The organism is Saccharibacillus sp. CPCC 101409 (genome assembly GCF_030518235.1).
Taxonomy (GTDB): domain Bacteria; phylum Bacillota; class Bacilli; order Paenibacillales; family Paenibacillaceae; genus Saccharibacillus.
Window position 1 is genome coordinate 152,550 of sequence record NZ_JAULSA010000011.1, and the last position, 13,942, is coordinate 166,491.

General features: G+C 56.6%; 16 protein-coding genes. All 16 read right to left on the reverse strand.

Features of this window, described 5'->3' with window-relative positions; genetic code table 11:
• Window positions 1–70 precede the first annotated feature (70 nt).
• Entirely contained in the window at window positions 71–325 is a 255-nt protein-coding gene (locus tag QWJ34_RS20270; protein ID WP_302730667.1) for a DUF1146 family protein, read from the reverse strand.
• 375 nt (window positions 326–700) lie between these two features.
• Window positions 701–1,123: a F0F1 ATP synthase subunit epsilon gene (locus QWJ34_RS20275; protein WP_302730669.1), complete on the reverse strand. Its 423-nt coding sequence runs from the start codon at window positions 1,121–1,123 to the stop codon at window positions 701–703.
• Between the two features lie 30 nt (window positions 1,124–1,153).
• Complete coding sequence (gene atpD / locus QWJ34_RS20280) at window positions 1,154–2,554, reverse strand: F0F1 ATP synthase subunit beta (RefSeq protein ID WP_302730671.1); 1,401 nt, start codon at window positions 2,552–2,554, stop codon at window positions 1,154–1,156.
• Between the two features lie 24 nt (window positions 2,555–2,578).
• Complete coding sequence (gene atpG, locus QWJ34_RS20285; protein WP_302730673.1) at window positions 2,579–3,442, reverse strand: ATP synthase F1 subunit gamma; 864 nt, start codon at window positions 3,440–3,442, stop codon at window positions 2,579–2,581.
• Window positions 3,443–3,841: 399 nt separating this feature from the next.
• Entirely contained in the window at window positions 3,842–5,356 is a 1,515-nt protein-coding gene (atpA, locus tag QWJ34_RS20290) for a F0F1 ATP synthase subunit alpha (RefSeq protein ID WP_302730675.1), read from the reverse strand.
• A gap of 18 nt (window positions 5,357–5,374) precedes the next feature.
• Window positions 5,375–5,920 carry a F0F1 ATP synthase subunit delta gene (locus QWJ34_RS20295; protein ID WP_302730676.1) on the reverse strand — a complete coding sequence of 182 codons (546 nt, stop codon included), beginning with the start codon at window positions 5,918–5,920 and terminating at the stop codon, window positions 5,375–5,377.
• Window positions 5,917–6,402 carry a F0F1 ATP synthase subunit B gene (gene atpF, locus QWJ34_RS20300; RefSeq protein ID WP_302730677.1) on the reverse strand — a complete coding sequence of 162 codons (486 nt, stop codon included), beginning with the start codon at window positions 6,400–6,402 and terminating at the stop codon, window positions 5,917–5,919. Before atpF ends, QWJ34_RS20295 begins: the two co-directional genes overlap by 4 nt.
• A gap of 125 nt (window positions 6,403–6,527) precedes the next feature.
• The gene (atpE, locus tag QWJ34_RS20305; RefSeq protein ID WP_302730738.1) at window positions 6,528–6,752 is read right to left on the reverse strand and encodes a F0F1 ATP synthase subunit C; all 225 of its coding nucleotides are present in this window, start codon (window positions 6,750–6,752) and stop codon (window positions 6,528–6,530) included.
• 134 nt (window positions 6,753–6,886) lie between these two features.
• A complete protein-coding gene (atpB, locus tag QWJ34_RS20310; protein WP_302730679.1) occupies window positions 6,887–7,699 on the reverse strand; it encodes a F0F1 ATP synthase subunit A in 813 nt (270 codons plus the stop codon).
• Window positions 7,692–8,153, reverse strand: a complete 462-nt coding sequence (locus QWJ34_RS20315) for an ATP synthase subunit I (RefSeq protein ID WP_302730681.1) — start codon at window positions 8,151–8,153, stop codon at window positions 7,692–7,694. The genes atpB and QWJ34_RS20315 overlap by 8 nt, the downstream gene beginning before the upstream one ends.
• Window positions 8,146–8,388: an AtpZ/AtpI family protein gene (locus tag QWJ34_RS20320; RefSeq protein ID WP_302730683.1), complete on the reverse strand. Its 243-nt coding sequence runs from the start codon at window positions 8,386–8,388 to the stop codon at window positions 8,146–8,148. Before QWJ34_RS20320 ends, QWJ34_RS20315 begins: the two co-directional genes overlap by 8 nt.
• A gap of 145 nt (window positions 8,389–8,533) precedes the next feature.
• Complete coding sequence (wecB, locus tag QWJ34_RS20325) at window positions 8,534–9,706, reverse strand: non-hydrolyzing UDP-N-acetylglucosamine 2-epimerase (RefSeq protein WP_302730685.1); 1,173 nt, start codon at window positions 9,704–9,706, stop codon at window positions 8,534–8,536.
• 126 nt (window positions 9,707–9,832) lie between these two features.
• Window positions 9,833–10,462 carry a uracil phosphoribosyltransferase gene (gene upp, locus QWJ34_RS20330; protein WP_018976796.1) on the reverse strand — a complete coding sequence of 210 codons (630 nt, stop codon included), beginning with the start codon at window positions 10,460–10,462 and terminating at the stop codon, window positions 9,833–9,835.
• 204 nt (window positions 10,463–10,666) lie between these two features.
• Complete coding sequence (locus tag QWJ34_RS20335) at window positions 10,667–11,938, reverse strand: ABC transporter substrate-binding protein (RefSeq protein WP_302730689.1); 1,272 nt, start codon at window positions 11,936–11,938, stop codon at window positions 10,667–10,669.
• 14 nt (window positions 11,939–11,952) lie between these two features.
• Window positions 11,953–12,789: a carbohydrate ABC transporter permease gene (locus tag QWJ34_RS20340; protein WP_302730690.1), complete on the reverse strand. Its 837-nt coding sequence runs from the start codon at window positions 12,787–12,789 to the stop codon at window positions 11,953–11,955.
• On the reverse strand, window positions 12,789–13,670 hold the full coding sequence (locus tag QWJ34_RS20345) for a carbohydrate ABC transporter permease (RefSeq protein ID WP_302730691.1): 882 nt from the start codon (window positions 13,668–13,670) through the stop codon (window positions 12,789–12,791). Before QWJ34_RS20345 ends, QWJ34_RS20340 begins: the two co-directional genes overlap by 1 nt.
• Window positions 13,671–13,942 lie beyond the last annotated feature (272 nt).

The following is a 13,942-nucleotide window of genomic DNA, read 5'->3' on the forward strand; positions in this document are numbered from 1 at the left end:
AGTAAGGTAACCAATTTAAGCCTAATCACTGATTAACCCAAGCGTTCCGACTTCAAACAATTTCGGGCGTTTAGAAGCCCATTCTAAGCAGCTGCGTCCATCCGATGTAATCCAAAATAAAATTCGCGACGAAATGCCCGAGCACGATCGCCAGCAGTACCTGCAGCATTTTACCCTGCGGACTCTGCGGATGGCGAATGAACAAGTCGAGCTTCAGGTTCTGCAGCGCCCACCAGGCAAGTATAACACACCCCAGCGAGATGACGATGGCCAGAATACCGGATACTCCGGTTTGTCCGAAAGATGCCAGTGTGTCTCCGTCCACGGTCCAAGCCCCCTCGTTCGTCCGGTCGGACTTCCATGTCCGCGCAGCGAAACATTTTTGCGGACTTCTCTATAATACTGGCAAGTGCGTGAAGAATCCAGCATATTTCAAACAATTTTTGCAAAAAAGTGCCTATAATTTTCATGCGTCATTTTCATTTCCCGCTTGCTTGATTGCTTATTTGGCGCAGCAGCGGGCTTTTTGCGGATTACAGTGCAGCTTTTCTTCTGCGCCTCAAGTTTGAAAACAGCATTTCCGGGGAAATAATCAGCGCCCGCAAACAGTAGATTCCCGGCTGTAGACCGGGCGTTTGGGCTCAGTTTCGGATATTCGCGACAAAAAGCCGATCTCCGGTTAAAGAGATCGGCTGTCCGATTATTTGTTGACGACGTCCGTACCGGACACGTCGATCCGGGTCATCGCGCGTTTGAGCGCGTATTCCGCACGGCGGAAATCGACCTCGTCCTGGTGCATCTTGCTGCTCTCGATCCGCAGTTCGGCCCGTTCCCGAGCGGCTCGCGCGCGCTCGAGGTCGATGCTTTCCGGAAGCTCGGCGCTTTCGGCCAGCACGACGACTTTGTCGCGGCGAACTTCGAGGAAACCGCCGTGCACGGCGATATGCGAACGCTTGCCGTCATGCTGCACGGTCAGCGCGCCGATCTGGAGCGGAGCTACGGTCGCCACGTGGCCCGGCAGCACGCCCATGTCGCCTTCTACGCTCTTCGCGATGATACTGGTCACATCGCCGGAGTAGATCAAACGCTCCGGCGTGACGATTTCCAGCAAAAAGGTGCTCACTTGTATCCCTCCTCCCCCAAAGCCTGCGGCTTACAGGGTTTTCGCCTTTTCGACAGCTTCTTCGATCGTGCCGACGAAGAGGAACGCCGCTTCCGGCAGTTCGTCGTACTTGCCGTCGAGGATCTCGCGGAAGCTGCGGATCGTTTCCTTGACCGGCACGTAGCGGCCTTTGAGACCGGTAAACGCTTCGGCAACGTGGAACGGCTGCGACAGGAAACGCTGGATTTTACGGGCGCGGGCGACAATGATCTTGTCGTCTTCGCTCAGCTCGTCCATACCGAGAATCGCGATGATATCCTGCAGCGCGTTGTAGCGCGCCAGGATTTGCTTCACGCCTTGAGCGACTTCGTAGTGCTCTTCGCCTACAACGTCCGGGGACAGAATCCGCGAGCTCGAAGCGAGCGGGTCCACGGCCGGGAAGATCCCCATTTCGGAGATTTTACGCTCCAGGTTGGTCGTTGCGTCCAAGTGGGCGAACGTAGTGGCCGGAGCCGGGTCGGTATAATCGTCCGCCGGTACGTAGATCGCCTGGATCGACGTTACGGAACCCGTTTTGGTCGAAGTGATCCGTTCCTGCAGCTGACCCATTTCGGTCGCCAGCGTCGGCTGGTAACCTACGGCCGAAGGCATCCGTCCGAGCAGGGCGGATACTTCCGAACCCGCCTGGGTGAAGCGGAAGATGTTGTCGATGAACAGCAGTACGTCGCGGCCTTCCTGGTCGCGGAAGTACTCGGCCATCGTCAGACCGGTCAGCGCTACGCGCAGACGCGCGCCCGGAGGCTCGTTCATCTGTCCGAACACCATCGCCGTTTTGTTGATAACGCCGGACTCTCTCATTTCGTGGTACAGGTCGTTCCCTTCGCGCGTACGTTCGCCGACGCCTGCGAATACCGAGATCCCGCCGTGTTCCTGCGCGATGTTGTTGATCAGTTCCTGGATCGTGACCGTTTTGCCTACGCCGGCGCCGCCGAACAGGCCGATCTTGCCGCCTTTGGCGTACGGAGCGAGCAGGTCGATAACCTTGATGCCCGTTTCCAGCATTTCCGCCTGCGTCGACAGTTCGTCGAACGTCGGAGGCTGGCGGTGGATCGGGTTGCTGACCGCCGACACGACTTCGCCCGCTTCGTCGATCGGCGCGCCGAGAACGTTAAATACGCGGCCCAGCGTAACTTCGCCGACCGGTACGGAGATCGGACCGCCGGTATCGACCGCCGCGCTTCCGCGCGTCAATCCGTCGGTGGAAGACATCGCGATGCAGCGGACTGTGTTGTCGCCCAGATGGTTCGAGACTTCCAGAGTCAGTTCGATCGTCTGGCCTTTTTCCGTCGTCTTTTGAACTTTGAGCGCATTGAGGATTTCCGGCAGCTGACCGCGTTCGAATTCAACGTCGACAACCGGACCCGTGATGCTGATGATGCGTCCTGTATTCATGCTTGGTTTTCCCTCCTACAAGCTTCAGCTTTGTGCGGCGCTGGCTCCCGCCACGATTTCGGTGATTTCCTGGGTAATGGCCGCCTGACGCGCCCGGTTGTACGTTAAGGTATATTCGTTGATGAGCTTCGTCGCGTTCTTGGTCGCGGAGCCCATCGCCGTCATTCTCGAACCCAATTCGCTGGCTTTGCCTTCGAGCACCGCTCTGTAAACGAGCGTTTCGGCGTAGCGCGGCAGCAGTTCGCCCAGCACGGCTTCGGCCGAAGGCTCGAATTCGTACGATTGCAAAGCGCCTTCGAACGATACCGGCTCCATCGGCAGCAGAGCTTCGACCTGCGGAATCTGGGTAAGAGCGTTGATAAACTGGTTGTAGCATAAGTACAGCGCGTCGCAGCGGCCGAGTTCATAGTCCTGAACGGCGCGCGCCGCCACGGTCTTGATGTCGGCGAACGAAGGCGAATCGGACAGGTCGATTACGGCTTCGGCGACTTCGACGCCGCGTCTGCGGAAATAATCGCGGCCTTTGCGTCCGATCACGTACACGACGTATTCGTCCGGGGACGAATGCCGGTCGCGCAGTTCGTTGGAGACGCGGCGCAAGATGTTGGCGTTATAACCGCCCGCAAGGCCCCGGTCCGACGTGATGACCAGATACGCCGTCTTGCTCACCGCGCGCTTCTCCAGCATCGGATGCCGAATGCCGGTGCTGCTCGATGCGATGCTTGCCACGACTTCGCGCAGCTTCTCGGAATACGGCCGCGCCGCTTCCGCTTTCTCCTGCGCTCTGCGCAGCTTGGAAGCCGCCACCATCTCCATTGCTTTGGTGATTTGACGGGTATTCTGGGTACTCTTGATCTGACGTTTGATCTCGCGTATTCCTTTTGCCAATGTTGTCACCTCCTAAAAACTTTGCGTAAACAAAGTTACTTCGTAAGCGAGAAAATCCAATAAAGTAAAGGCAGGTTGGCCCCGGGAAATTCCGTTCCGGTCGCGTGTTGAAACCAGGAAGCTCGATTAGATTCTAGCGGAATCTTCCCGGTTTCAAAGGCGAACGCCAGGTCTCCTTCACGGAATTTTCCCTAAGTCCCTTTAGCCTTTCCTTAATCTATCTTTTCTCAACACCCCATGCTTTGCGAAGCAAAGTCGATTCTTAAAATGCAGGTTGCGTTTCACTTATAGAGCCCGCCTTGGACGCGTACGCGCAAAGCCGCTCTTTCCCTGCGGGAAGGGCGCGGCTTCACTCGTTCGGAGTCCGGAGGGAATCTCCTGAAGATGTGCGAGCGGCGCTTAGGCCGTTGTCGCAAATCCTTTTTTGAATTGTTCGATCGCGGCGACCAGCGCTTTCTCGTTGTCGGCCGTCAGATCTTTCGTCTGTACGATCGAATCGAGAACCGCCTGGTGCTCCGACGACATGAAAGCGAGGAATTCGCGTTCGAAACGGCGAACGTCGCCGACCGGAATATCGTCGAGCAGGCCTTTGACGGCCGTGTACAGGCTGACCACCTGCTGTTCGACGGCAAGCGGCTGGTTAACGCCCTGTTTGAGGATTTCCATCATGCGCGCGCCGCGGTTGAGACGGGACAGCGTCGATTTGTCGAGGTCCGAACCGAACTGCGAGAACGCCTGCAGCTCGCGGTATTGGGCCAGGTCCAGACGGAGCGTACCGGCAACCTTTTTCATGGCTTTGATCTGCGCGGAACCGCCGACCCGGGATACCGAGATCCCGACGTTGATCGCCGGACGCTGACCGGCGTTGAACAGGTCGGATTCCAGGAAGATCTGGCCGTCGGTAATGGAGATAACGTTTGTCGGAATGTAAGCCGATACGTCGGAAGCCTGCGTTTCTATAAACGGCAGAGCCGTCAGCGAGCCGCCGCCGCGGGCGTCGCTCAGCTTGGCCGCGCGTTCCAGCAGACGGGAGTGCAGGTAGAACACGTCGCCCGGGTAAGCTTCCCGGCCCGGAGGACGGCGAAGCAGCAGGGAGAGTTCGCGGTAAGCCGCGGCCTGCTTCGAGAGGTCGTCGTAGATTACGAGCGCGTGCTCGCCTTTGTACATGAAGTACTCGCCCATCGCGCAGCCGGTGTACGCCGAGATGTACTGCAGCGGAGCCGGGTCCGAAGCGGACGCCGTAACGACGATCGTGTAGTCCAGCGCGCCGGTGCGGCGCAGCGTTTCCACGACCTGGGCAACGGTGGACTGCTTCTGTCCGATGGCAACGTAGATACATTTCACGTTGTTGCCTTTTTGGTTGAGGATGGTGTCGATCGCGATCGTCGTTTTACCCGTTTGACGGTCGCCGATAATCAGCTCGCGCTGACCGCGGCCGATCGGAACCATCGAGTCGATGGCTTTGATGCCGGTCTGCATGGGTTCGTGTACCGATTTGCGGTCGATAACGCCCGGAGCGGAACCTTCGACAGGACGGAATTCGGTTGTCGCGATCGGGCCTTTGCCGTCGACCGGCTGACCCAGCGGGTTCACGACGCGTCCCAGCATGGCTTCGCCGACCGGAACTTCCATGATGCGGCCCGTGCGTTTAACCTGGTCGCCTTCGCGGATATCCGTGTAAGGACCCAGGATAACGATACCGACATTGTCCTCTTCCAGGTTGAGGGCCATGCCCATCACGCCGTTCGAGAATTCGAGCAGTTCGCCCGACAATACGTTATCGAGTCCGTGCGCGCGCGCGATACCGTCGCCGACTTGAATAACGGTACCCACTTCGGCAACTTCGATTTCGCTTTGATACTGTTCAATCTGGCTTTTAATCAGCGTGCTGATTTCATCAGGTCTGATACTCAAGTGGTTTCCCCCCTGTCACTATGCTTGTCGTTCAAAAGACTTTTCGAGACGTTCCAGCTTGCCCGCCAGACTGCCGTCGTACAGCGTATTGCCGATCACGACTTTGGCTCCGCCCAGCACGGTTTTGTCCACCACATTGTGGACGGTGATTTTCTTGCCCGTCAGAACGCCGAACCGCTGCGCGGTTTCGGCTTTTTCCGCTTCGGTCATCGGAAATGCCGTATAAACGGTAGCGTCGGCCAGGCCGAGCGCTTCGTTGGAGATCTGTTCGTAACTCTCGCGCAGTTCGCCGAACAGCTGCGTGCGGCCGCGTTCGAGCAGAAGCTCGACCGTCCGGATCACCGGAACGGAAACGCGGCCTTCAAAAGCGCTGCTCAGCACTTTTTTCTTATCTTCCACGGATACACCGGGCGAAGATACGAACTTGCGCAGGGCCGGTTCGGACGCGAATGCTTCCGTAATGGCGCGCAGCTCGGCCTGAGTCTCGGCGACTTTGCCTTCGGCGAAAGTCACTTCGAACAGCGCGCGCGCATACCGTTTCGCGACCAGCGTATCGCGGCTCATGATTGCGTCCCTACGTCTTTCAGGTACTGATCGACCAGGCCTTCGTTCGTCTTCTCGTCGATCTCTTTCTCGATCAGCTTGGAAGCGATCTGTACGGAGACGCGTCCGACTTCGCCGCGGAGCGCGGCCATCGCTTTGTTCTTCTCGCTCTCGATATCGCGGAGCGCTTCGTCTTTCAGACGAGCCGTTTCGTCCTTCGCCTGCGCGATCATCTGATCGGCCTGCTTGCTGCTCGTTTGTCTGGACTGTTCGATAATGTCATAAGCTTCTTTGCGCGCCTGCTGGAGCGCTTCCTGCTGCTGCGTCACGTAAGCGGCTGCTTCGTCGCGTGTCGTGGAAGCTTCTTTCAGTTGGCTCAGCACCAGTTCCCGGCGCTTCTCCATCACCGAAAGCAGCGGTCCGATCGCGTAGCGGCTGAGCAGCCAGTACAGGATCAGGAACGCAATCAGGGTGATAATTGTAGAAGACCATACGATATCCACTTGAGTCACTCCTTTCCGGTTCGGTAAAACGGGCCTTGCTTCGAGTCTATTTCAATACGTATAAAGTACTCAGTTCAAAAAGAAGGCGCGGAGGCTGTGCCATCCCCGCCATACTTGATTTTAAGTTAAGCCGCCGCGTAGAAGATGAACGCGAGGACTACGCCGATGATCGGCAGGGCTTCGACCAGACCTACACCGATAAACATTGTGGTTTGCAGCGTCGATTTAGCTTCCGGCTGACGAGCGATACCCTCAACCGTTTTACTGATGATCAAACCGTTACCAATACCTGCGCCGAGTGCGCCCAAGCCGACTGCGATTGCAGCGGCGATTAAAGCCATAGGTCCCAAATCCATGCGTGAAATCCTCCTTAAGTATAAGAAAATAAATTTTGTATATAGCCAGCTTGGATATCGGTTTTTATGTAACCTTATCCTTGCGTTGGACTCGCAAAACTTTGCTTCTTCCGCTTATTGAAAAGCGGCTAATGCTCTTCGTGCGTGTCGATCTTCTGCGAGATGTACACAAGGGCCAGAATCGTAAAGACGAACGCCTGGATGGCGCCTACGAAAATACTGAATCCCTGCCACACCATCATCAGCGGGATCGAAGCGATCAGCCCGACTACATTGACGGCTGCGAGCTTTAGGATAACGCTGATCAGCACCTCGCCGGCAAAGATATTGCCGTAGAGACGCATGCCGTGCGTCAGCAGACTCGAGAACTGCTCGATCAGGTTGATCGGGAAGAATACCGGATACGGCTCGAAGTAGTGCTTGAAGTAAGCCTTGGTATTCTTCGTAATTCCGAGGAAATGCACCAGGATGAAAACGATCGCCGCCAGTGTCATGGCTACGGTTACGTCCGCGGTAGGCGATTTCCAAATCGCGACTTCGACGTGGGCTTCCGTGCCAGCAGCGGCAGCGGCGTTAAATGCTTCTACAGCGGGAAGGATCGGATGACCGAATACTGTCGCTTCCGCCACACTATGCGGATGAATAACAATACCGAACGGCAGACCCAGCATGTTGCTGACGAAGATAAACATAATCAGCGTAACCGCCAGGGTAACGAACGGCCGGCCTTTCTTCATATCCATGGTACCGGCAATCTGGTTCTGGACGAACTCGATCACCCATTCCATGAAGTTTTGCATTTTACCCGGGTTTTCCACGGAAAGTTTCCGGGTCGCCAGCTTGGCGATCAGAAACACCACCGCGCAGCTTACGATCAGCATCAGGACGACCGACAGGTCGACACGCATGCCGAGCAGCTCAATGATTAGCGATTCATGCATCTTTTTCCCCCCTTTCTTTAGCCAGTTTCTCTTTCTCTCTCCGTTTCTCCTCAAAGTAGAGAGATTCTGCTTTGGATTCCTTGCGAGTAATCAGGATTCCGACAATCAGCAGAATAATCGGAGCTGCGCTCAAACTCGCCATCAGGGCAATCAAGTTGACTTCATGCGGAAATTCGATGGCGACTACAAGAGCCGCAATCGCCGCGATCGCCCGCCAGGCAAAGCCAAGTCCGCCCCGGGCCTTTCTTCCTTCCGATACCGCATCCGTAATCTTGCGGACCCTGTATCCCAAATAATACGCGCTCATGCAGCTTACGCTCGTTCCCAGTACAATCCCCAGGATCACCGGGTGATGATGGGGGGCGATCAGCATCCAGACGGCGCCGATTGCCAGGAGTGTATAGGTTATGCGCGTAAGCCAGCGCATGTATTTCGGCAATTCGCTTTCACTCATTGCTTCCCTCCAAAACTTTGCGAACGAGGGCGACGATCCCAACGGCTCCCGCTACGAGTCCGATTAAGACGCCGAGTCCGATCCAGAGTCCCGAACCGCCGGTTATGTCGTTCATCCAGCGCCCAAAAAAGAAGCCGAGCAGTGTAAACAAAACAAGCTCGACGCCGATGGCGCTGACGAGTCCAACCGCTTTCCAGGGGCTGCTTTTATCGGTCGGCTGTACGGGTTTCTTCATTAGATTTCCCGCCCCAATCCCCATTCATTTTACTTAACGGGAAGAGTTATTGTCAATTCACCGAACTTTTCCTTTTCGACTGGCTTTTGGCGTTATGAAAACGCATTAACCGTACAGCTATACTGTATACTGTTTGCCCGGTCGATCACAATGCAACTTCGGGATCAATTGTGTCTATTTTGTGAAATTCGTCAGGGCGTTCGTTTTTGAATCCGAAACTATGAAGAATTGCATTGACAATCCGCTGCGACGCTTTGCCGTCTCCGTACGGGTTGGCGGCCCGGCTCATGGATTCGTAAAGAACCTCGTCGCTCAGCAAGGCTTGAGTCCGTTCATACACCTTCTCTTCTTCCGTACCTACCAGTTCGAGCGTTCCGGCTTCGATGCCTTCGGGACGTTCCGTCGTATCGCGCAGTACGAGTACAGGCACGCCGAACGATGGAGCTTCTTCCTGCAGGCCGCCGGAGTCGGTCAGGATCAAATGGGTATGCGGATAAAAATTGTGCAGGTCCACGACGTCCAGCGGATCGATCAGCGAGATGCGCGGATGATTGCCCAGGATTTCGTGAGCCGGCTCTCTTACAGCGGGACTCGGATGAACGGGATATACGATGGCAATGTCCTCGAACTCGTCGGCGATCCGTTTAACGGCGCGGAAGATATTGCGATGCGGTTCGCCCTGCGATTCGCGGCGGTGCGCCGTCATCAGAATCAGTCGTTTCCCTTTGGCCCAATCCAGTACCGGGTGGCTGTAATCGGGCTGCACGGTATATTGAAACACATCCGTAACGGTGTTGCCTGTGACAAAAATACTTGACTGCGCCTTATTCTCTTTGGCCAAATTGCCCGCCGACCAGGAGGTCGGAGCAAAGTGCAGGTCCGCCAGAACGCCCGTCAGCTGACGGTTCATTTCTTCCGGATACGGCGACAGCTTGTTCCAGGTGCGCAGGCCCGCTTCCACGTGGCCGACTTGAATCTGCTGGATAAACGCCGCGTAGCTGGCCAGGAACGTGGTCAGCGTGTCGCCGTGCACCAGCACGATGTCCGGCTTCGCTTCGCGCAGCACCGGTTCGAGGCCCTGCAGCACGCGCACCGAGATCTCGTTCAGCGTCTGGCGGTCTTTCATGACGTCCAGATCGTAATCCGGGCTGATCTTGAATACCTCAAGCACCTGATCGAGCATCTGGCGGTGCTGCGCGGTTACGCAAACGACCGATTCGATCTCTTCGGGGTGTTTTTCCAGTTCCAGAATGAGCGGAGCCATCTTGATGGCCTCCGGACGCACGCCGAAGATGGTCATGACTTTGATTTTCTTCATTGAATTATTCGCTCACCTTTCCGTTGGACAGCCGGTTTCCGCATCCTCGCCGAACAGTTCCTTCATTATAAAGCGCTTTTTTGGAAAGCATTAGTGCGGAACGGTTCGGCGAGACGGAAGCCTGTCTTATTTCGTGCCGTAGAGGCGGTCGCCCGCGTCGCCGAGCCCCGGTACGATATACCCGTGGTCGTCCAGTCTCTCGTCCAGCGCCGCTACATAAATATCCACGTCGGGGTGCGCGTCCTGTACGGCTTTCACGCCTTCCGGCGCGGCGATCAGATTCATCATCTTGATCTGCGTGCAGCCGCGTTTCTTGAGCACGTCGATCGCCGCGATCGCGGAACCGCCGGTCGCCAGCATCGGATCGATCACGATCAGCTCGCGCTCCTGCACGTCGGTCGGCAGCTTCACGTAGTATTCGACCGGCTGCAGCGTATTCGGGTCGCGGAACAGCCCGACGTGACCGACTTTGGCCGCCGGCAGCAGCTTGAGCACGCCGTCGAGCATGCCCAGACCGGCGCGCAGAATCGGCACCAGGCCGAGCATGCGGCCGGAGATGACTTTGCCTTCCGTCTGCGTGACCGGCGTTTCCACCGGAATCGACTCCAGCGGCACTTCACGCGTAATTTCGTACGCCATCAGCGTTGCCACTTCGTCGACCAGTTCTCTAAAATCTTTCGTGTTCGTGTTCACATCGCGAATAAAAGTCAGTTTGTGCTGAATCAGCGGGTGATCGCATATCACCAATTTGCTCATAGGTTTGTCCCTCCGTACGTTATCCACTGCCTTACGCGGAATATTCCTGCTGCTCGAATTTCCGCCTAAATCTTGTCCATTATAGCATTCCGGGGCCTTGTATGCACCCGCCGAAACATTCCCGACACAAAAATGTAGAGTCGGCGAAAAAAGTCCCCAGGCGACAATCGCGCCGGGGGACTTTCGGAGTTCGTATCGAACCGCTTAGCGGACTTTCAAGTTGTCGTAGGAAGCCTGGAGATTCTTGAGCAGCTGCTCCCTCGTATCGCGTCCCGCGATATACGACTGCATCAGGCTGGAATAATCCTGCGGCGTGCCGATCGGCAGCTGCTGGAAGTACCAGCCGAGCGCTTTGTCGTCGCCGATATACTTTGTCAGTTCCGCGCCGAGCGGCCCGATATCGTCGGGATTGGCTTCGACGTTGTTCAGCGCCGGGATGAATTGGAATTTCTCGGTCAGGAACTGCTGGCCTTCCGGCGAACTGGCCATCCAGTCGAGCAGTTCTTTCGCTTCTTCCTTGACCGGCGAGCTGTTGTTGACGACCCAGTAGATCGGAACGCCCACATACAGCTTGTCGTTGGCTTCCGCGTCGTCGCTGATCGGCATCGGCATCATGCCCACGTTCAGGTCGGGATTAATCCCGTCGAGCGTCGGCTGCACCCAGTTGCCCTGCTGCGTCATCGCGGCTTTGCCGTTGGCGAACGTGGACATCTGCGTGTTGTAGTCGGTCGTCAGCGGATTGGCCTGGCCGTATTTGAGCGTCAGGTCGAGCAGGTCCAGCCAGCCGTTGAAAATCTCGTTGCCGGCGATATCCGCGCTGCCGTCGTTCAGAGCCTGCATGAACGCGTCCGGATCGTCCTGGCGGGCGAACGGCACGTTGACGTTGTGGTTGCCGAGCACCCACCATTCGGCGTAGGCGTTAACGAACGGCGTATAACCGGCCGCTTTGATTTTTTCCGCCGCCGCTTCCAGCTCCGTCAGCGTCTTCGGAATTTCCGTCACGCCCGCTTCTTTGAAAATATCTTTGTTGTACAGAAAACCGTAACCTTCGTAGTTAAGCGGGAATCCGTACAGCTTGCCGTCCACCGTCATCGGGTCTTTGGACACCTGGTCCATATGCTGCACCCACGGCTGGTCCGACAGATCTTCCAGGTATTCGAGCCACAGATCGCGTTCCTGGAAGCCGCCGATGGTGAAAATGTCGGGCTGCGCCCCGGCGGAGAACCGCGATTTGAGCGAAGCCGCATAATCCGTGCCGCCGCCGACGGACTGGATATTCAATTTAACGCCCGGATGCGACGACTCGTACAGCTCTTTCATTTCCTGGAGCTGATCGGAGATTTCGACTTTGCCCTGGTAGATGTTGATGACTTTGTCGCCGGCGGCGCCGGCGCTGCCGCCCGACGTGCAGCCGGAGAGCGCAGCCGCGGCGGACAGGATCAGGGCGGGCAGAAGCATAAGTTTTTTTCCGAACATAAGTCTCTCCCCCTTTACCCTTTCACGGCGCCGGCCGCGATGCCGGACACGATGTATTTTTGCATAGCCAGGAAAAAGACGATGACCGGAGCGATCCCCAGCACAAGCGCCGGAAGCGCCAGGTCCCACTGCTTCGTGTACTGCCCGAACAGCATGTAGGTCGCAATCGGAATCGTCTGCAGGCTTTCGCTCGTCAGGACGAGGGAAGGCAGCAGATAGTCGTTCCAGATCCACAGCGTATTAAGGATGATGACCGTTACGAACATCGGACGCATCATCGGATAGACGATTCGGAAAAAGACGCCGTATGTGCCGGACCCGTCCACCCGCGCCGCCTGTTCGATCTCCAGCGGAATGGACTTCATGCTGCCGTGGAACAGGAAAACGGACAGCGGAGCGCCGAAGCCGATATAGCAGATCACGAGGCCCCACAGGCTGTCGCTGAATCCGGTACGGCTCGTCACGTCCATCAGCGGAAGCATGATCGACTGGAACGGGATAACCATCGCCGCGACGAACACGCCGAACAGCAGACGGTTGTACAGCGAATCGCGGCGCACCATCTGGTACGCGGTCATGGAGCTGAACAGCACGAGCAGCAGATTGCTGGCGATCGTGATAATCAGCGAGTTTTTGAACGCGGACGGGAAATTGATCGCTTCCCAGCCGGCTTTATAGTTGGCCCACTGGATCGAACTCGGGAGCGACGCGGAGTCCGACAGAATCTCCCCGAACGTCTTGAGCGAGTTCGACAGCAGGAAATAGAACGGAACCAGGAACAGCAGGCCGACCAGCACGAGCAGAATTTCGAGGATCAGCGTTTGAATACGGTATCTCGACTCTTGTTCCATTAAGCTTCAACCTCCCTGCTCTTGGTCGCGCGGACCTGAATAGCCGTAATGATGGCGACGATCACGAAGAAGATAACCGCTTTGGCCGTGCCCAGTCCGAGCCGGCTGTTGGTAAAGGCTTCGCGGTAGATGTCGAGCGCCACCGAACGGGTCGCGTTGAACGGTCCGCCGCCCGTGAGCGCGAGGTTGAGGTCGAACATTTTAAACGACCACGAGATCGCGAGGAACAAACAGACGGTAACGGCGGGCATGACGAGCGGGACGATAATTTTCCACAGAATCTGTCCGTGGGTCGCTCCGTCGATCTGCGCCGATTCGATGACGTCTTTGGACACATTGCCGAGCGAAGCGATGTAGATGACCATCAGGTAGCCCGCATACTGCCACACGAAGACGATCACGATGCCCCAGAACGCGGTCGGCTCGTTGCCCAGCCACGGAAGTTTGAAGAACGAAATGCCCGTCGCCTGGCCGATCGCCGCGAAACCGCGCACGAAAATAAACTGCCAGATAAAGCCGAGCAGCAGGCCCCCGATCATGTTCGGCATGAAGAAGACGGTGCGGAGCACGTTTTTGCTTTTGAGCGGTTTGGTCAGGAAATAGGCCAGGAAGAATCCCAGCAGATTGGTGACCAGCACGGCCACGATCGTAAAGCGGACCGTAAACCAGAAAGCGTTGCGGAATTCCGGGTCGGCAGTCAGCACGTGCGCATAGTTGCTCAGCCCGACGAATTCCAGGTGGCGCGATACCCCGTTCCAGTTCGTCATCGAGTAGTAGATCCCGAGCAGAAACGGAATCAGCACGACCAGAGCGAACAAGATTGTCGTGGGGCCGGTGAAGACGAGCTGCTGCGTCAGCCGGGAAAGTTTTCTGCGACTCACGTAATCCTCTCCTTTTTGATAGAGTGTGTTGCCTTTCGGCAGGGCTCGCGCGTTCTCGTGTCTTGATGCGGCGTCCATGCGGCAGGCGGATACCGGGATGAGAGAAGCTATGTATGCCGATGCGCCGCATAAGGCGAATTTGCGCGGGCAAGCCGGATTAAAGCGATTGCAAAACGTATTCTTTATATACCCTAATTCGGCTGCTATCTTTCAAGTTCCAGTAATTTCCGCAAAATTTCCGAAAAAGCCGGCCGACGAATCGAACGACGGTT

Excerpts from the sequence above, each read along its gene's own strand:
- atpD (WP_302730671.1), bottom strand. The coding sequence starts at position 2,554 with ATGAATACAGGACGCATCATCAGCATCACGGGTCCGGTTGTCGACGTT.
- QWJ34_RS20295 (WP_302730676.1), bottom strand. The coding sequence starts at position 5,920 with ATGAGCCGCGATACGCTGGTCGCGAAACGGTATGCGCGCGCGCTGTTC.
- atpB (WP_302730679.1), bottom strand. The coding sequence starts at position 7,699 with ATGCATGAATCGCTAATCATTGAGCTGCTCGGCATGCGTGTCGACCTG.
- QWJ34_RS20315 (WP_302730681.1), bottom strand. The coding sequence starts at position 8,153 with ATGAGTGAAAGCGAATTGCCGAAATACATGCGCTGGCTTACGCGCATA.
- QWJ34_RS20320 (WP_302730683.1), bottom strand. The coding sequence starts at position 8,388 with ATGAAGAAACCCGTACAGCCGACCGATAAAAGCAGCCCCTGGAAAGCG.
- wecB (WP_302730685.1), bottom strand. The coding sequence starts at position 9,706 with ATGAAGAAAATCAAAGTCATGACCATCTTCGGCGTGCGTCCGGAGGCC.
- upp (WP_018976796.1), bottom strand. The coding sequence starts at position 10,462 with ATGAGCAAATTGGTGATATGCGATCACCCGCTGATTCAGCACAAACTG.
- QWJ34_RS20335 (WP_302730689.1), bottom strand. The coding sequence starts at position 11,938 with ATGTTCGGAAAAAAACTTATGCTTCTGCCCGCCCTGATCCTGTCCGCC.
- QWJ34_RS20340 (WP_302730690.1), bottom strand. The coding sequence starts at position 12,789 with ATGGAACAAGAGTCGAGATACCGTATTCAAACGCTGATCCTCGAAATT.